The organism is Thiohalobacter sp. COW1 (assembly GCF_016629505.1).
In the GTDB taxonomy this organism is placed as follows: Bacteria; Pseudomonadota; Gammaproteobacteria; order Thiohalobacterales; family Thiohalobacteraceae; genus Thiohalobacter; species Thiohalobacter thiocyanaticus_A.
On record NZ_AP024239.1, the window covers coordinates 643,956 to 661,291 of the forward strand.

The window sequence follows — 17,336 nt, forward strand, 5'->3', positions numbered from 1 at the left end:
GTCATGGATGAAACCACCGACACCGGCCGGACCAGACCTCTTCCGCCGCTGCGCATCGCCATGGTGGCGGGCGAGGCCTCGGGCGACCAGCTCGGCGCCGGCCTGATCCACGCCCTGCGCGAACAGCTGGCCGGCAGGCGGGAACTGATGGTGGAGGGCATCGGCGGCCCGGAAATGCAGGCGGCGGGCTGCCGCAGTCTCTATCCCATGGAGGCCCTGTCGGTGATGGGGCTGGTGGAGGTGCTGCGGCATCTGCCCGGGTTGTTGCGGCTGCGCCGCCGGCTGGCCCGGCAGCTGCTGGCCGAACCGCCCGATGTATTCGTCGGCATCGACGCCCCGGATTTCAACCTGGGCCTGGAGCGCCGCCTGCACCGGCAGGGCATCCGCACACTGCACTATGTCAGCCCGTCGGTGTGGGCCTGGCGCGGCTACCGCATCAAGCGCATCGTGCGTAGCCTGGACCGGATGCTGACCCTGTTCCCCTTCGAGGCCGAATTCTACCGCCGCCATGCCGTGCCGGTGACCTTCGTGGGCCATCCCCTGGCCGAGCGCATCCCGCTGCTGCCGGATGCGACTGCCGCCCGGCAGCAGCTGGGACTGCCCGAGCGCGGTCCGCTGGTGGCGGTGCTCCCCGGCAGCCGGCTGGGCGAGGTACAGCGGTTGGCGCAACCCTTCATCGAGACCCTGCAGTGGTGCCTGGAACGCGACCGCGGACTGCATTTCATCGTGCCCTGCGCCAGTCCCCGGACCCGGGAGCTGTTCGAGTCCATCCTTGCCCGCAGTGCGGCGGACCTGCCGCTGACCCTGCTCGACGGCCGCGCCCGCACCGCCATGACCGCCGCCGATGCGGTGCTGCTGGCCTCGGGCACCGCGGCGCTGGAGGCCATGCTGCACAAGCGCCCCATGGTAGTGGCCTACCGGCTGGCGCCGGCCACCCACTGGCTGATGAAACGGCTGGTCAGGGTGCCGCACTACAGTCTGCCCAACCTGCTGGCCGGCGAGTCCCTGGTACCCGAGTACATCCAGGACGAGGTCACGCCGGTCAATCTGGGCCAGGCGCTGCTCAACCAGCTGCACAATCCGGCCCGTCGCAGCCTGCTGACCCGGCGCTTCCGGGAACTGCACACCGAGTTGCAGCACAATGCCGACCAGGCCGCCGCGGCCGCGGTGCTGGAGGTGGCCGGCCATGCCTGAGCAGGCGGAACTGGATTTCACTCTCGATGTCACAGGTCGTGTCGCCGGCGTGGACGAGGCCGGGCGCGGCCCCCTGGCCGGCCCCGTGGTGGCCGCCGCGGTCATCCTGAACCCGGACCGGCCGCTGTCGGGCCTGGCCGATTCCAAGACCCTGAGCGAGAAGCGGCGCGGCGTGCTGGCGGCTCAGATCCGGGAGCAGGCCCTGGCCTGGGCCCTGGGCCGGGCCGAGGTCGAGGAGATTGACCGCATCAACATCCTCCAGGCCAGTCTGTTGGCCATGCAGCGCGCGGTCGCCGCCCTGGGGGTGGCGCCGGAACTGGCCCTGATCGACGGCAACCGCTGTCCCGAACTGCCCTGCGCATCGCAGGCCGTCATCAAGGGCGACAGCCGGGTCGAGGCCATCAGCGCCGCCTCCATCCTGGCCAAGGTGGCGCGCGACGCGGAGATGATCGCTCTGGATGCGCAGTATCCCGGCTACGGTCTGGCCAGCCACAAGGGCTATCCCTGCCAGGCCCATCTGGCCGCGCTGGAGCGCCTGGGGGTGACGCCCATCCATCGCCGTTCCTATGCGCCGGTGCGGCGCCTGATTGAACAGGGACGGGGCCGATAGGCTAGAGCCGGGGAAAAGCGGTCTCACAGGCCGGATCGGCTGCAGGCCCGTTTCCGGCAACTGTCCGTATATGTCGGATGGGGTGTGCTTGTTCCAGCCCGCGATTGCACACCCTTCACCGTGAGCGTGCAGTATCCGCCGGCACCGCCGGATCCCCGCCCTGAGCTTGATGTGGGTCAGATCCCCCGGGCGAATACAGGCTAGGATACGTGTTACTTGTGGCTCATGGACATGGACATGGACATGGGCCGTGCCGGGACAGAGGATATGAAGCCGCACGGATATTCGTTGTTGTTGCCGCCGCATGCCGTGCTCTGCACGGTGATTGCCTCGCTGTTGTCCGCCTGTGCCGCGGTCGGTCCGGACTACCAGGCACCGCAACCCGGGGTGCCCGCGCACTGGGGGACGGCAACCGATACCCGCGCCCCGGATGCCGCCGTGCTGGCCGAATGGTGGCGCCAGTTCGAGGATCCGCTGCTGAACGCGCTGGTGGACGAGGCCCTGGCCGCCAACCGCGAGCTGGCCACCGCCCGGGCCCAGCTGCGCGAGGCGCGGGCGCGGCGCGCCCTGGCCGGCGCCCAGCTCGGGCCTGCACTGGACGCCGCGGCCTCGGCGGCCCGCAGTACGTCGAGCGAAACGCTCGGGACCGGCGCCACGCGCGATCTGTACAGCGCCGGCTTCGACGCCGCCTGGGAGCCGGACATCTTCGGCGGCCTGCGCCGCGGCCGTGAGGCCGCCGCCGCCGAACTCGACGCCAGCCTCGAGACACTGCGCGACACCCGGGTCTCGCTGGCCGCCGAGGTGGTACTGAACTACGCCGATCTGCGCACGGCCCAGCGGCGCCTGGCCGTGGCCGAGGCCAGTGTCGCCGCCCGCCATGAAACCCATGACCTGACCCGCTGGCGCTGGCAGGCGGGACTGGTGCCGGAGTTGGATGTCGCTCAGGCGCGCACCGATCTGGAGAGCGCGCAGGCCGCGCTGCCGGCGCTGCGCAGCGCGGTGAGCGCGGCCCGACACCGGCTGGCGGTACTGCTGGGCCGGAATCCGGGCGCACTGCGCGAACGGCTTGCCGCGACGGCCGCCGTGCCCCTGGCCGGGCGCGCGGCCGCCGTCGGCATTCCCGCCGACGTGCTGCGGCGGCGCCCGGACGTGCGGGCCGCCGAGCGGCGGCTGGCGGCACAGACCGCCCGCCTGGGCGAGGCCGAGGCGGCGCGTTATCCCGGTTTCCGGCTGTCCGGCTCCATCGGACTGGAGGCGTTGAGCCTGTCCGGTCTGAACAACAATGGCGCGGATGCCCGTTCGCTGCTGGGTGCCGTCACTGCGCCGATCTTCCAGTCCGGCCGCATCCGCGCCAACATCGGGATCCAGGACGCGCTGCTCGAGCAGGCGCGGCTGGCCTATGAGACGGCGGTGCTGGCCGCGCTCGAGGAGGTGGAGAACGCCCTGGTCGACGTGGCCGCAACCGCCGAACGCCGGGAGCGCCTGGCCCGGGCCGTGGCGGCGGCGCGGGAGGCCCATACGATCGCCGAACAGCGCTATGCCGCCGGGCTGGCCGATTTCCTCTCCGTGCTCGACAGCCAGCGCAGCCTGCTCAGCCTGGAGGACCAGCTCGCCAGCAGTACCGGGGAGCTGGCGGCGGCCCAGATCCGGCTCTACAAGGCCCTCGGCGGCGGTTGGGCGCCCGCATCCGCATCCGTTGCGGCGCCGGACACAGCACATACCAGGATCGATCCATGAACGATACTTCCCGACCCGGCGGCGGTCCGGCCGCCGACCTCGAAGCCATCCTGACCCGGCAGGGCAGCGGCGGCCGGCTGCGCCGCTGGCGCCTGCCGTTGATCGCCGGCCTGATCCTGCTGCTACTGGCCGCCTACTTCATGTTCGGCGGCAATGGCGATGCCGGCAAGCCGCAGTACCGCACCGAGACCGTGGAGCGCGGCACGCTGGTGGTGACGGTATCGGCCACCGGCCGGCTGGAGCCGACCAACCAGGTGGAGGTCGGCAGCGAGATGTCCGGCACGGTCGAGTCGGTGTTCGTCGACGACGATGACCGCGTGACCGAGGGCCAGATACTGGCCGAACTCGACCTGTCCAAGTTCGAGGATGCGGTGGCCCGCTCGCGCGCGACGGTGGCCGCGGCCGAAGCGGCCCTGGAACAGGCCGAGGCCACGGTCACCGAGGTGCGGGCGCGGCTGGCGCGGTTTCGCGAGGTCTCACGCCTGTCCGGCGGCAAGGTGCCCTCGCATGCCGAGATGGAGACCGCCGAGGCCGAACTGGCACGGGCCGAAGCCGATGTGGCCAGCGCGCAGGCCGGGGTCGCCCAGGCGCGGGCCGCGCTGCGCAGCGACGAGACCAACCTGTACAAGGCCCGCATCCGTTCGCCCATCGACGGCGTGGTGCTGGAGCGCGCGGTCGACCCGGGCCAGACGGTGGCCGCCTCGCTGCAGGCGGTGACCCTGTTTCTGCTGGCCGAGGATCTGACCCAGATGGAACTGCGGGTGGACGTGGACGAGGCCGATGTCGGCCAGGTGCAGCCCGGGCAGCCGGCCGGCTTCAGCGTCGATGCCTGGCCGGGACGGCGCTTCGAGGCCGAGATCATCCGTGTCGGCTACAACGCCACCGACAGCGATGGCGTGATCTCCTATCCGGCCGTGCTCAAGGTGGACAACCGGGATCTGAGTCTGCGCCCGGGCATGACCGGCACGGCCGAGATCACGACCCTGGTGCGCGAGGACGCCCTGCTGGTCCCCAATGCCGCGCTGCGCTTCACGCCGCCGGCAGCGACGGCGGCGGAGGATTCCGGCCGCGGCGTGATCGGATCGCTGATGCCGCGGCGGCCGGCCCAGAGCAGTTCCCGGCCCCGGACCGCGGGCAGCGGCGGGGGCGGCCAGGGTCTGTGGGTACTGCGCGATGGACAGGCGGTCAGGCTGACGGTCGAGACCGGCGCGACCAACGGCCGCGTCACCGAGATCCTCGGCGGCGGCCTCGAGCCCGGCATGGAGGTCATTACCGAGATGTCGGTGACCCGATGACCGCGGACGACGCGCCGCTGATCCGCCTGCAGGGGATCACCAGGACCTACGGCCAGGGCCGGGCCGCCTTCCAGGCCCTGCGCGGCATCGACCTGGACGTCCGGCCGGGGGAGTTCATCGCGGTGATGGGGCCGAGCGGCTCGGGCAAGTCCACGGCCATGAATATCCTCGGCTGCCTGGATACGCCCTCCGGCGGCAGCTATGCCTTTCAGGGGATGCAGGTGGAGCGGCTGACGCGCGACCAGCGCGCACTGCTGCGGCGGCACTTTCTCGGTTTCGTGTTTCAGGGCTTCAATCTGCTGGCGCGCACCACCGCGCTGGAGAATGTGGAACTGCCGCTGATCTATCGCGGGGCGCCGGCCGCGGCCCGCCATGCCGCGGCCCGGGCCGCGCTGGCCCAGGTCGGCCTCGAAGGCTGGGAGCACCATACCCCGGGGGAGTTGTCCGGCGGCCAGCAGCAGCGCGTGGCCATCGCCCGCGCCATCGTCACCGGCCCCCGGGTGCTGCTGGCCGACGAGCCCACCGGCAACCTGGACACCCATACCAGCGTTGAAATCATGGAACTGATCGCCGCCCTCAATCGCGACAGCGGCATCACCGTGTTGATGGTTACCCACGAGCCGGACATGGCCGCCTACGCCCGGCGCGTCGTGCGCTTCGTCGATGGGCGGGTGGACAGCGACACGCGCTCGGAGGCTCAGGTCTGATGTGGTGGAACACCCTGATGCTGGCCCTGCGCGCCATCCGCCGCAACCTGATGCGCTCCTTTCTGACCATCCTCGGCGTGGTCATCGGTGTGGCCGCAGTCATCACCATGGTGACGCTGGGCAACGGCGCCACCCGCTCGGTGGCCGACCAGATCGCCAGCATGGGCAGCAACCTGCTCATGGTGCGCCCCGGCCAGCGCTTCGGCCCGGCGGCGGAGGCCGCACCCAATTTCAAACTCGCCGACGTCGAGGCGGTGCGCAACCAGATCGGCGGCACGGCGGCGGTGGCGCCGGTGGTGAGCAGTGCAGTGACGGCCGTGTTCCAGGCCAGCAACTGGTCCACCTCGGTCACCGGCAGCAGCAACGCCTATTTCACCGCCGCCAACTGGGAGATCGTCGCCGGGCGCAGTTTCACCGAACTCGAGGAGCGCGCCGGCAAGGCGGTGTGCGTGATCGGCGAGACAGTGCGGGAGAATCTGTTCGGGCAGCAGAATCCGGTGGGTGCGGAGATCCGCATCCGGCAGTTCGCCTGCGAGGTGATCGGGTTGCTCGGCGCCAAGGGCCAGTCGGCGATGGGCTCGGATCAGGACGACACCGTGATCATGCCGCTGCGCACGGTGCAGCGGCGCCTGGTCGGCAATACGGATGTGCGCATGATCATGGTCTCGGTGGCCGCCGGCGCCTCGATCGACCGGGTCAAGGCCCAACTGGTTTCGCTGCTGCGCGAGCGGCGCAACATCAGCGAGTTCGAGGATGACGACTTCCGGGTCATGGATACACGCCAGATCGCCGAGACCCTGACCGGCACCACCCGCGTCCTGACCCTGCTGCTCGGTGCAGTGGCCGCGGTGAGCCTGCTGGTGGGCGGCATCGGCATCATGAACATCATGCTGGTGTCGGTCACCGAGCGTACCCGCGAGATCGGCATCCGGCTGGCCATCGGGGCGCTCGAACGCGACGTGCTGCTGCAGTTCCTGATCGAGGCGGTGGTGCTGTCCAGCCTGGGCGGTGTGATCGGTATTCTGCTGGCCGCGGGTGCCTCGGTGTTTCTCGCCGGTCTGATGTCGGTCCCCTATATCTTCGATCCGGCCATCAACCTGCTCTCGTTCGTGTTTTCCGCCGCCATCGGCGTGATGTTCGGTTACTTCCCGGCCCGCCGCGCCGCCCGCCTGGATCCGATCGACGCCCTGCGCCACGAGTGAACCGGAACGCAATGACGGATTAATCAGGGAACCTCTGATTTATTCGTCATTGCGAGGCGCGTAGCGCCGCGGCAATCTCCAACCGATTGATTCTGCAGTGTGAGATTGCTTCGCTACGCTCGCAATGACGAGAATCATCGAATTAATCAGAGTTTCCTCAGGTATTTCCTTATGAAACTCTGCGTCTCCGCGCCTCTGCGCACTCTGCGTTGTTCTCGCAAAAGCTCTGAGACCAACTGTCAAGCCTTGCATCCCCCGCCGCGGTGCCGGAAACTTTGCCCCCATGCCCGTCTCCTTCGTCCATCTCCGCCTGCACACCGAGTACTCCCTGGTCGACGGGATTGTGCGCATCAAGCCGCTGGTCAAGGCGGCGCGCGCGGCGGGCATGCCGGCGGTGGCAGTCACCGACCAGTGCAACCTGTTCGCCATGGTCAAGTTCTACAAGGCGGCCATCGCCGGCGGGCTCAAGCCGCTCATCGGCGTGGACCTGTGGCTGGAGAATCCCAACGATCCCAACCAGCCGCACCGGCTGACCCTGCTGTGCCAGAACAACCAGGGCTATCTGAATCTGTCGCAGCTGGTTTCGCGCACCTACACCGAGGGCCAGCATGGCGGCGTGCCGGTATTGAAACGCGACTGGCTGGACGGCCTGACCGACGGCCTGATCGCCCTGTCGGGCGGACGTCAGGGTGACATCGGTCAGGCGCTGCTTGCCGGGCACGCCGATGTCGCTGCCGACCTGCTCGCCGACTGGCGGCGTCTGTTCCCCGACCGCTTCTACCTGGAATTGCAGCGCACCGGCCGCGAGTACGAGGAGGACTACCTGCATGCCGCGGTCGATCTGGCCGCACAACAGGGCGTGCCGGTGGTGGCCACCAACGATGTGCGCTTCATCCAGGCCGATGGCTTCGAGGCCCACGAAGCCCGCGTCTGCATCCATGACGGCCGCACCCTGGACGATCCGCGCCGGCCGCGCCTGTACAGCGATCAGCAGTACCTGAAGACACCGGAGGCGATGGCGGAGCTGTTCGCCGACATCCCCGAGGCGCTGGAGAACACGGTCGAGATCGCCCGGCGCTGCAACCTGGAACTGACCCTGGGCGAGAACTTCCTGCCGGAATTCCCGATTCCCGACGGGATGACCATGGAGGAATACTTCAATCAGCAGGCGCACGCAGGCCTGGAGCAGCGCCTGGACAAGCTGTTCGACCGCACCGCCCCGGAATTCGCCGAGCAGCGTAGACCCTATGACGAGCGCCTGCAGATCGAACTGGACGTCATCAACCAGATGGGTTTTCCGGGCTACTTTCTCATCGTGGCCGACTTCATCCAGTGGGCCAAGTCCAACGGCGTGCCGGTGGGGCCGGGGCGCGGTTCGGGCGCCGGCTCGCTGGTCGCCTATGCCCTGACCATCACCGATCTCGATCCCATCGCCTACGACCTGCTGTTCGAGCGCTTCCTCAATCCCGAACGCGTATCCATGCCCGACTTCGACGTCGACTTCTGCATGGAGGGACGCGACCGCGTCATCGACTATGTCGCCCGCCGCTACGGCCGCGAGAAGGTCTCGCAGATCATCACCTACGGCTCCATGGCGGCCAAGGCGGTGGTGCGCGACGTCGGCCGGGTGCTCGGGCATCCCTACGGCTTTGTCGACCGCATCGCCAAGCTGATCCCGTTCGAGATCGGCATGACCCTGGACAAGGCGCTGGAACAGGAGGAGGAACTGAAGCGCCTGGTCGACGAGGACGAGGAGGTGCGCGGCATCATCGAGCTGGCGCAGTCGCTGGAGGGCCTGGCGCGCAATGCCGGCAAGCACGCCGGCGGCGTGGTGATCTCGCCGACCAAGCTGACCGACTTCACCCCGCTGTACTGCGAACACGGCTCGGAGAGCATCGTCAGCCAGTTCGACAAGGACGACGTCGAGGCGGTCGGCCTGGTCAAGTTCGACTTCCTCGGCCTGCGCACCCTGACCATCATCGACTGGGCCCTGCGCAGCGTGAACGCCATCCGCCGCGAGGCCGGCGAGCCCGACGTGGACATCGAGACCATTCCGCTGGACGACCCGGACAGCTTCAGGCTGCTCAAGGGCTGCAAAACCACCGCCGTATTCCAGCTCGAGTCCAGCGGCATGAAGGACCTGATCCGGCGCCTGCAGCCGGACAGCTTCGAGGACATCATCGCCCTGGTCGCGCTGTTCCGCCCCGGGCCGCTGCAGTCGGGCATGGTGGACGACTTCATCGCCCGCAAGCACGGGCGCCAGCGGGTCGAATACCCGCATCCCGATCTGGAGCCGATCCTGGCGCCCACCTACGGCGTGATCCTGTACCAGGAGCAGGTGATGCAGATCGCCCAGGTGCTGGCCGGCTACACCCTGGGCGGCGCCGACCTGCTGCGCCGCGCCATGGGCAAGAAGAAGCCCGAGGAGATGGCCAAGCAGCGCGAGATCTTCACCCGGGGCGCACTGGAGCGCGGGGTGGAGGAGAAGACCGCCACCTACATCTTCGACCTGATGGAGAAGTTCGCCGGCTACGGCTTCAACAAGTCGCACTCGGCGGCCTATGCCCTGGTCTCCTACCAGACCGCCTGGCTCAAGGCGCACTATCCGGCCGCCTTCATGGCGGCGGTGCTGTCGGCGGACATGGACAACACCGACAAGGTGGTCACCCTGATCGACGAATGCCGCGACATGCAACTCGGCGTCATCCCCCCCAGCGTCAACCGTTCCATGTACCGTTTCACTGCCGAGGGCGTGGATACGGTGGTCTACGGTCTGGGGGCCATCAAGGGCGTGGGCCAGGGCGCGATCGAAAGCATGATCGCCGAGCGCGAGGCCAACGGGCCGTTCGCGGACCTGTTCGATTTCTGCCGGCGGGTGGATCTGCGCAAGCTCAACCGCCGGGTGCTGGAGGCACTGATCCGGGCCGGGGCGCTGGACGAGATCGGCTCCAACCGCGCCACCCTGATGGCGCAGCTGCCGATGGCGCTGAAACTGGCCGAGCAGCATGTGCGCGATGCCGACCTGGGCCAGAACGACCTGTTCGGCGAGGCCGGACCGGCGCCGGTGGACAAGCCGCTGGACCTGGTCGAACTGCCCGAGTGGACCGAGGATGAGCGCCTGACCGGCGAGAAGGAAACCCTGGGGCTGTATCTCAGCGGCCATCCCATCTGCCGCTACGAGGCCGAGCTGGCGCATTTCACCAGCGGGCGTATCGCCGATGTCGTCCCCGACAGCGTGCCGGCCGACGGCGGCAACAGCCGCGGTCAGGAACGCACTGTCACGCTCGCCGGTCTGGTGATCGCCCTGCGGGTGCGCAACACCCGGCGCGGCCGCATGGCCTTCGCCACCCTGGATGATCGCAGCGCGCGCATCGAGGTGAGGGTGTTCTCCGACACCTTCGAGGCCCACCGCAACCTGCTGGCCAGGGACCGGGTGCTGGTGATCAAGGGCTCACTGGCGCTGGACGACTATTCCGGCGGCTACCAGCTCACCGCCGACGAGATCTACGACATCAGCCAGGCCCGCGCCGCCTTCGCCCGCCGGCTGGTGATCGAGGTCGACGCCGCGCGTGCCGGCAACGGCTTCATGCAGCACCTGGCCGAGACCCTGCAGCCCTATCGCGAGGGCCGCTGCCCGGTCTGGCTCAACTACCACAACGACCGCGCCCGGGCCCATATCATGCTGGGCAATGAGTGGCGGGTGCAGCCCGCCGACGAACTGCTGCACCGCCTGGACGAACTGGCCGGCGGCGAAGGGCGGGTGCAGGTCGAGTACAATACCCACTGAAGCAGATCGTAAGGGTAGGATGGGTGAAGGCGCCTTGTGCCGTAACCCATCGCCATGGCCGGTCAATGATGGGTTGCGCTGCGCTCCACCCATCCTACGGATGGAATTGTATATTCTGTTGAAAACTCTGCGTTCTCTGCGCCTTCGCGCCTTTGTGTTGAACATCGGCAGCGGTTGCCGCCCTACCCGCAGCCGAGTATCCTTACGCCCCCATGAACCTGAACTTTCTGGATTTTGAACAACCCATCGCGGAACTCGAGGCGAAAATCGAGGAACTGCGCTATGTGGGCGACGATGCCGAGATCAACATCAGCGAGGAGATCCGGCGCCTGGAAGAGAAGAGCCGCTCGCTGACCCAGTCCATCTTCTCCAGGCTCAATGCCTGGCAGGTCGCCCAGCTGGCCCGGCATCCGCAGCGGCCCTATCTGCTGGACTACATCGCCCGTATCTTCACCGATTTCGAGGAACTGCACGGCGACCGCACCTTTGCCGACGACCCCGCCATTGTCGGCGGCGTGGCGCGGCTGGAGGGCGAGCCGGTGATGATCATCGGCCAGCAGAAGGGGCGCGACACCCGGGAGAAGCTGCACCGCAACTTCGGCATGCCGCGGCCCGAGGGCTATCGCAAGGCGCTGCGGTTGATGCAGACGGCCGAGCGCTTCAAGCTGCCGGTGCTGACCTTCATTGACACCCCCGGCGCCTATCCCGGCATCGGCGCCGAGGAGCGCGGCCAGAGCGAGGCCATCGCCCGCAACCTGCAGGTCATGGCGGAACTGAAGACACCTGTCATCTGCACCGTCATTGGCGAGGGCGGCTCCGGCGGCGCGCTCGCCATCGGTGTGGGCGACCGCTTGCTGATGCTGGAGTACAGCACCTATTCGGTCATCTCGCCCGAGGGCTGCGCCTCCATCCTGTGGAAGAGCGCCGAGAAGGCCGCCGATGCCGCCGAGGCCCTGGGCATCACCTCGCGCCGGCTGCTGGAACTGGGTCTGATCGACACCGTCATCGAAGAACCGCTGGGCGGTGCCCACCGCGATCCGGAACGCATGGCGGAACTGCTCAAGGCGCGGCTGCTGAGCGAGTTGGACAGCCTGCGCGGCCAGCCTCTGGATACGCTGCTGGAGACCCGCTACCGCCGGCTGCTCGAGTTCGGCGAGTACAACGAAAAGGCCTGACCCTTCTGAGCACCTCGACGCTCCCCCCGGTCGCCCGTCAGATCAAGGAATGGATTCCCCAGGCGCAGGCCTGCTGGGTGGCATTGAGCGGCGGTCTGGATTCGGTCGTTCTGCTGCACCGGCTGGCCGATCAGCGCGAACAGCTGGGGATGCCGCTGGGTGCGGTGCATGTGGATCATCAGCTGCAGCCGGACTCGGCGCACTGGAGTGAGCGCTGCCGGGCGCTGTGCCGGGAGCTGGACATCCCCTTTGAACTGCACCGGGTCGAGGCCCGGCCCGGGCCGGGCGAGAGCCCCGAGGCCGCTGCGCGCGAGGCCCGCTATCGGGCGCTGCGTGAGTGGCTGCAACCGGATCATTGTCTGGTCACGGCCCATCACGAGGACGATCAGGCCGAGACCCTGCTGCTGCAGCTGCTGCGCGGCAGTGGACCCAGGGGGTTGGCGGGAATGCCCGCAGTGAGCGTGTTCGGCCCGGGCTGGCTGTGCCGGCCGCTGCTGGAGGTCACGCGTGCCCAGCTGCTGGAGTGGGCCCGGAACCGGGATCTGGACTGGATCGAGGATCCGAGCAACGCCGACCGGCACTATGACCGCAACTTCCTGCGCCACGAGATCCTGCCGCGGCTGCAGGCGCGCTGGCCGGGCGTGAAACGTGCCCTGGCCCGTGCGGCCCGCCACCAGGCCGATGCCGCCAGTCTGCAGGTCGATCTGGCCATCAGCGATCTGCTGCAGGTCGGCGGCCGGGGACCGGCCACTCTGTCGGTCGCGGCCCTGCTGCATTACACCCCGCCGCGTCGGCGCAACCTGCTGCGCTACTGGCTGCATGGCCTGGGCCTGCTCATGCCCAGCGAGGCGGTGCTGGAACAGATCGAGCAGAGCGTGCTGGGGGCCCGCGCCGATACCATGCCGCGGGTGCACTGGCCCGGGGGCGAGGTGCGCCGTTACCGGGACGATCTCTATGCCATGCCGCCGCTGCCCGTGCCGCCCGCCCAGCGACAGGACTGGGACGGCGGTGACGTGAATATCCCTGCCGCCGCAGGCCGGCTCGAGGTCATGCCCACGCCGGGGCAGGGGCTGGCCCGGGAGGCGCTCGCCGGCCGTCGCCTGCAGCTCGGTTTCCGCGTCGGCGGCGAACGCCTGGCCCCGGCCGGTCGCGGTCATCACCACAGTCTCAAGCACCTGTTCCAGGAGCGCGGCATTCCCCCCTGGGAGCGCGACCGCGTGCCATTGGTGTACTGTGACGATGAACTCGTTGCCGTGGCCGGCCTGTGGCTCGCGGAGGGCTGGCAGGCGCGCGGCGAGCAGCCCGGCCTGGTATTGCAATGGAGCCGTTTGCCGGGCTGATTCCGCCCCGCTTTTCTGCGCCCGACCCGTAGGTCGGGTTAGCCCGAGAGGGCGTAACCCGACATTTGCCGGCTTCGTGTCGGGTTACGCTGCGCTAACCCGACCTACGATCAGCAATGGAGCCGTTTGTGATGCGGGTCGCGTTGTACGGGTGGGGGGGTTCTGGTATCGTTGACTCCCGTCCGTAGCGCCGCCCGCGTCATCCCGCCGGCCGCTGAATCTCGCTCCTCGACAACTGCTTGGATCGCATGACCCGATACATCTTCATAACCGGCGGTGTGGTTTCCTCACTGGGGAAAGGCATTGCCGCGGCCTCGCTTGCCGCCATCCTGGAGGCGCGCGGCCTCAAGGTCACCCTGATGAAGCTCGATCCCTACATCAATGTGGATCCGGGGACCATGAGCCCATTCCAGCACGGCGAGGTTTTCGTCACCGCCGACGGCACCGAGACCGATCTGGACCTGGGGCATTACGAGCGCTTCGTGCGCACCACCATGTCCAAGCGCAACAACTTCACCACCGGCCAGATCTACGAGAACGTCATCCGCAAGGAGCGCCGCGGCGACTACCTGGGCGGTACCGTGCAGGTGATTCCGCACATCACCGACGAGATCAAGCGTTCCATCGTCGAGGGCGCGGGCGATGCCGACGTCGCCATGGTCGAGATCGGCGGCACCGTCGGCGACATCGAGTCGCTGCCCTTCCTGGAGGCCATCCGCCAGATGGGGGTGGAACTGGGGCACGAGCGCGCCATCTTCATGCACCTGACCCTGGTGCCTTATATCTCCGCTTCGGGCGAGATCAAGACCAAGCCGACCCAGCACTCGGTCAAGGAACTGCGCTCCATCGGTATCCAGCCCGACGTGCTGCTGTGCCGCGCCGACCGGCCGCTGCCCGAGGACGAGCGGCGCAAGATCGCGCTGTTCACCAACGTCGAGGAGCGGGCGGTGATCTCGGCCCCCGATGTGGACAATATCTACAAGATCCCGCGCGTACTGCACGGCCAGCACCTGGACGACATCGTGGTCGACAAGATGCGCCTGGAACTGCCGCCGGCCGATCTGAAGGAGTGGGAGCAGGTGATCGAGGCCATGGAACATCCCGAGGGCGAGGTCACCGTGGCCATGGTCGGCAAGTACGTCAACCTGACCGAGTCCTACAAGTCGCTGTCCGAGGCCCTGATTCATGCCGGGGCCCATACCCGCACCAAGGTGAACATCACCTATATCGACTCCGAAGTCATCGAGCAGGAGGGCACCGGCTGCCTGGACCGGGTCGATGCCGTGCTGGTACCGGGCGGTTTCGGCGAGCGCGGCGTGGAAGGCAAGATCGCCGCCGTGCGGCACGCCCGCGAGCAGGGCATCCCCTATCTGGGCATCTGCCTGGGCATGCAGGTGGCGGTGATCGAGTATGCCCGGCACCTGGCCGGCCTGGCGGATGCCCACAGCACCGAGTTCCGGCCCGACACCCCCTATCCGGTCATCGCACTCATCACCGAGTGGAAGACCGAGGCGGGCACCATCGAGCGCCGCGACGAGAACTCCGACCTGGGCGGCACCATGCGTCTGGGCGCGCAGAAGTGCCGGTTGCAGGAAGGTTCGCTGGCGCACCGGCTCTACGGCCGGGACGTGATCGAAGAGCGCCACCGGCACCGCTACGAGTTCAACAACAACTACCGCGACAGCCTGCAGCAGGCCGGGCTGGTGCTGTCCGGCACCTCGCTGGACGATGAGCTGGTCGAGGTGGTCGAGATCGCCGACCATCCCTGGTTCCTGGCCTGCCAGTTCCACCCGGAATTCACTTCCACCCCGCGCGACGGCCATCCGCTGTTCTCCGGTTTCATCCGTGCCGCGCGCGAACACGGCCGCAGCGCCGGCAGCAGTCAGGCCACGGACGCCGTCACCGCCTGACCGCATCAATTACGGTAACCTTCAATGGCAAACATGCAACTCTGTGGCTTCGAGGTCGGTCTGGACCGGCCCTTCTTTCTTATCGCCGGTCCCTGCGTGATCGAGAGCGAGCAGCTGGCGCTGGACACCGCCGGCGAGCTCAAGGCCATCACCGACCGGCTCGGCATCCCGTTCATCTACAAGTCCTCCTTCGACAAGGCCAACCGCTCCTCGACCAAGAGCTTCCGCGGTCCCGGCATGGAGGAGGGTCTGCGTATCCTGCAGCAGGTGAAGGATGAAATCGGCGTGCCGGTGCTGACCGACGTGCACGAGGACACGCCGCTGGAAGAGGTCGCCGGCGTGGTCGATGTGCTGCAGACCCCGGCCTTCCTCTGCCGGCAGACCAACTTCATCCAGAATGTCGCCCGCCAGGGCCGGCCGGTGAATATCAAGAAGGGCCAGTTCCTCGCCCCCTGGGACATGCAGAACGTGGTCGACAAGGCGCGCGAGGTCGGCAACGACCAGATCATGGTGTGCGAGCGCGGCGTGTCCTTCGGCTACAACACCCTGATCTCGGACATGCGCGGGCTGGCCATCATGCGCGCGACCGGCGCCCCGGTGGTGTTCGACGCCACCCACTCGGTGCAGCAGCCGGGCGGGCAGGGCACCAGCTCCGGCGGCCAGCGCGAGTTCGTCCCGGTGCTGGCGCGCGCCGCCGTGGCCGCCGGCGTCTCCGGTCTGTTCATGGAGACCCATCCCAATCCGGCCGAGGCCCTGTCCGACGGCCCCAATGCCTGGCCGCTGGGCAGCATGGAAAATCTGCTGGCCACGCTGAAGATCATCGACGCGGCGGTGAAGGAGCGGGGGTTTGCCGAGGCGGAGTTGATGTAGGTGCATCCTTGTAGGTCGGGTTAGCCCGACAGGGCGTAACCCGACGTTATTGCCGCGTTCCTGTCGGGTTACGCTACGCTAACCCGACCTGCATGCCGGCACAGCGGACACCCGAACCCGCCACGACAAACCCTCCCGAGTGCGCTAGAATTGGCGCCATTCATGCCGGGTAATCGACTTTAAGTTTAAATCGTAACTAGAAGAAATCTGGAGAAAAGATGTCTCAGATTAATAATGTCCGCGCGCGCGAGATCCTGGATTCGCGCGGCAACCCCACCGTCGAGGCCGACGTGCTGCTGGAATCCGGTGCCGTGGGCCGCGCTGCCGTGCCTTCCGGGGCCTCCACCGGCAGCCGCGAGGCGGTGGAGTTGCGCGACGGCGACAAGCACCGCTACAACGGCAAGGGCGTGCTGCAGGCCGTGGAGAACGTCAACACCGAGATCCGCGAGGCCCTGCTCGGCATGGACGCGAAGGCCCAGAAGCAGATCGATGAGAAGCTGATCGAGCTCGATGGCAGCGATAACAAGTCGCGCCTGGGCGCCAACGCCATCCTCGCGGTATCGCTGGCCAATGCCCAGGCCCGCGCGCGCGAGACCGATCAGCCGCTGTACCGGCTGCTGGGCGGCAAGGGCCCCTTCACCCTGCCGGTGCCCATGATGAACATCCTCAATGGCGGGGCGCATGCCAGCAACAGCGTGGACATGCAGGAGTTCATGATCCTGCCGGTGGGCGCGGCCACCTTCCGCGAGGCGGTGCGCTACGGCGCCGAGGTCTTCCATGCGCTCAAGGCCGTGCTGGCCGGGCGCGGTCTTGCCACCACGGTCGGCGACGAGGGCGGCTTCGCTCCGGACCTGCCCTCCAACGAGGCCGCCATCGAGGTGATCCTGGAGGCGATCGAGAAGGCCGGCTTTGCCGCCGGTGAAGAGATCTTCCTCGGCCTGGATGCGGCCAGCAGCGAGTTTTACAAGGACGGCAAATACGTGCTGGAATCCGAAGGCAAAAGTTTCAGTTCGGCCGAGTTCGTCGACTATCTCACCGCCTGGTGCGACAAGTATCCGATCATCAGCATCGAGGACGGCATGGCCGAGGACGACTGGGACGGCTGGAAGGCCCTGACCGAGAGGCTGGGCGAGAAGGTGCAGCTGGTCGGCGACGACCTGTTCGTCACCAACCCGAAGATCCTGCAGGAAGGTATCGACAAGGACATCGCCAACTCCATCCTGATCAAGGTCAACCAGATCGGCACCCTGAGCGAGACCCTGGAGGCGATCGAACTGGCCGCCAGGGCCGGTTACAGCTCAGTGGTCTCCCATCGTTCCGGCGAGACCGAGGACGTGAGCATTGCCGACATCGCCGTGGGCACCGCCTCCACCCAGATCAAGACCGGTTCGCTGTCGCGCTCCGACCGGGTGGCCAAGTACAACCGGCTGATGCGCATCGAGGACCAGCTCCAGACCCTGGCCAGCTATGCCGGGCGCAGTGCCTTCAAGCAGCTGGGATAGGTGGGCA

The 17,336-nt window shown here is 67.8% G+C and carries 12 protein-coding genes; all 12 read left to right on the plus strand.

The window, feature by feature from the left end; all coding sequences use genetic code 11:
* Window positions 1-3 precede the first annotated feature (3 nt).
* Window positions 4-1,194: a lipid-A-disaccharide synthase gene (lpxB, locus tag COW1_RS02955; RefSeq protein WP_201345377.1), complete on the plus strand. Its 1,191-nt coding sequence runs from the start codon at window positions 4-6 to the stop codon at window positions 1,192-1,194.
* The gene (rnhB, locus tag COW1_RS02960) at window positions 1,187-1,804 is read left to right on the plus strand and encodes a ribonuclease HII (protein WP_201345378.1); all 618 of its coding nucleotides are present in this window, start codon (window positions 1,187-1,189) and stop codon (window positions 1,802-1,804) included. The genes lpxB and rnhB overlap by 8 nt, the downstream gene beginning before the upstream one ends.
* A gap of 267 nt (window positions 1,805-2,071) precedes the next feature.
* Window positions 2,072-3,541, plus strand: coding sequence for an efflux transporter outer membrane subunit (locus COW1_RS02965; RefSeq protein WP_201345379.1), 1,470 nt, complete (start codon window positions 2,072-2,074; stop codon window positions 3,539-3,541).
* Window positions 3,538-4,836, plus strand: a complete 1,299-nt coding sequence (locus tag COW1_RS02970; protein ID WP_201345380.1) for an efflux RND transporter periplasmic adaptor subunit — start codon at window positions 3,538-3,540, stop codon at window positions 4,834-4,836. The genes COW1_RS02965 and COW1_RS02970 overlap by 4 nt, the downstream gene beginning before the upstream one ends.
* Window positions 4,833-5,543 (plus strand): ABC transporter ATP-binding protein, encoded by a 711-nt coding sequence (locus COW1_RS02975; RefSeq protein ID WP_096366534.1) that lies wholly within the window; start codon window positions 4,833-4,835, stop codon window positions 5,541-5,543. Before COW1_RS02970 ends, COW1_RS02975 begins: the two co-directional genes overlap by 4 nt.
* Window positions 5,543-6,745 (plus strand): ABC transporter permease, encoded by a 1,203-nt coding sequence (locus COW1_RS02980; protein ID WP_201345381.1) that lies wholly within the window; start codon window positions 5,543-5,545, stop codon window positions 6,743-6,745. Before COW1_RS02975 ends, COW1_RS02980 begins: the two co-directional genes overlap by 1 nt.
* A gap of 283 nt (window positions 6,746-7,028) precedes the next feature.
* Window positions 7,029-10,532, plus strand: a complete 3,504-nt coding sequence (gene dnaE / locus COW1_RS02985; RefSeq protein ID WP_201345382.1) for a DNA polymerase III subunit alpha — start codon at window positions 7,029-7,031, stop codon at window positions 10,530-10,532.
* A 212-nt stretch (window positions 10,533-10,744) separates the two neighbouring features.
* The gene (locus COW1_RS02990; protein ID WP_096366531.1) at window positions 10,745-11,707 is read left to right on the plus strand and encodes an acetyl-CoA carboxylase carboxyltransferase subunit alpha; all 963 of its coding nucleotides are present in this window, start codon (window positions 10,745-10,747) and stop codon (window positions 11,705-11,707) included.
* A 77-nt stretch (window positions 11,708-11,784) separates the two neighbouring features.
* Window positions 11,785-13,047 carry a tRNA lysidine(34) synthetase TilS gene (gene tilS, locus COW1_RS02995; RefSeq protein ID WP_242466481.1) on the plus strand — a complete coding sequence of 421 codons (1,263 nt, stop codon included), beginning with the start codon at window positions 11,785-11,787 and terminating at the stop codon, window positions 13,045-13,047.
* A gap of 248 nt (window positions 13,048-13,295) precedes the next feature.
* On the plus strand, window positions 13,296-14,957 hold the full coding sequence (locus COW1_RS03000) for a CTP synthase (protein WP_096366530.1): 1,662 nt from the start codon (window positions 13,296-13,298) through the stop codon (window positions 14,955-14,957).
* A gap of 33 nt (window positions 14,958-14,990) precedes the next feature.
* Window positions 14,991-15,827: a 3-deoxy-8-phosphooctulonate synthase gene (gene kdsA / locus COW1_RS03005; RefSeq protein ID WP_201346027.1), complete on the plus strand. Its 837-nt coding sequence runs from the start codon at window positions 14,991-14,993 to the stop codon at window positions 15,825-15,827.
* Window positions 15,828-16,045: 218 nt separating this feature from the next.
* Window positions 16,046-17,329, plus strand: a complete 1,284-nt coding sequence (eno, locus tag COW1_RS03010) for a phosphopyruvate hydratase (RefSeq protein ID WP_201345383.1) — start codon at window positions 16,046-16,048, stop codon at window positions 17,327-17,329.
* The last annotated feature ends 7 nt before the right edge of the window (window positions 17,330-17,336 follow it).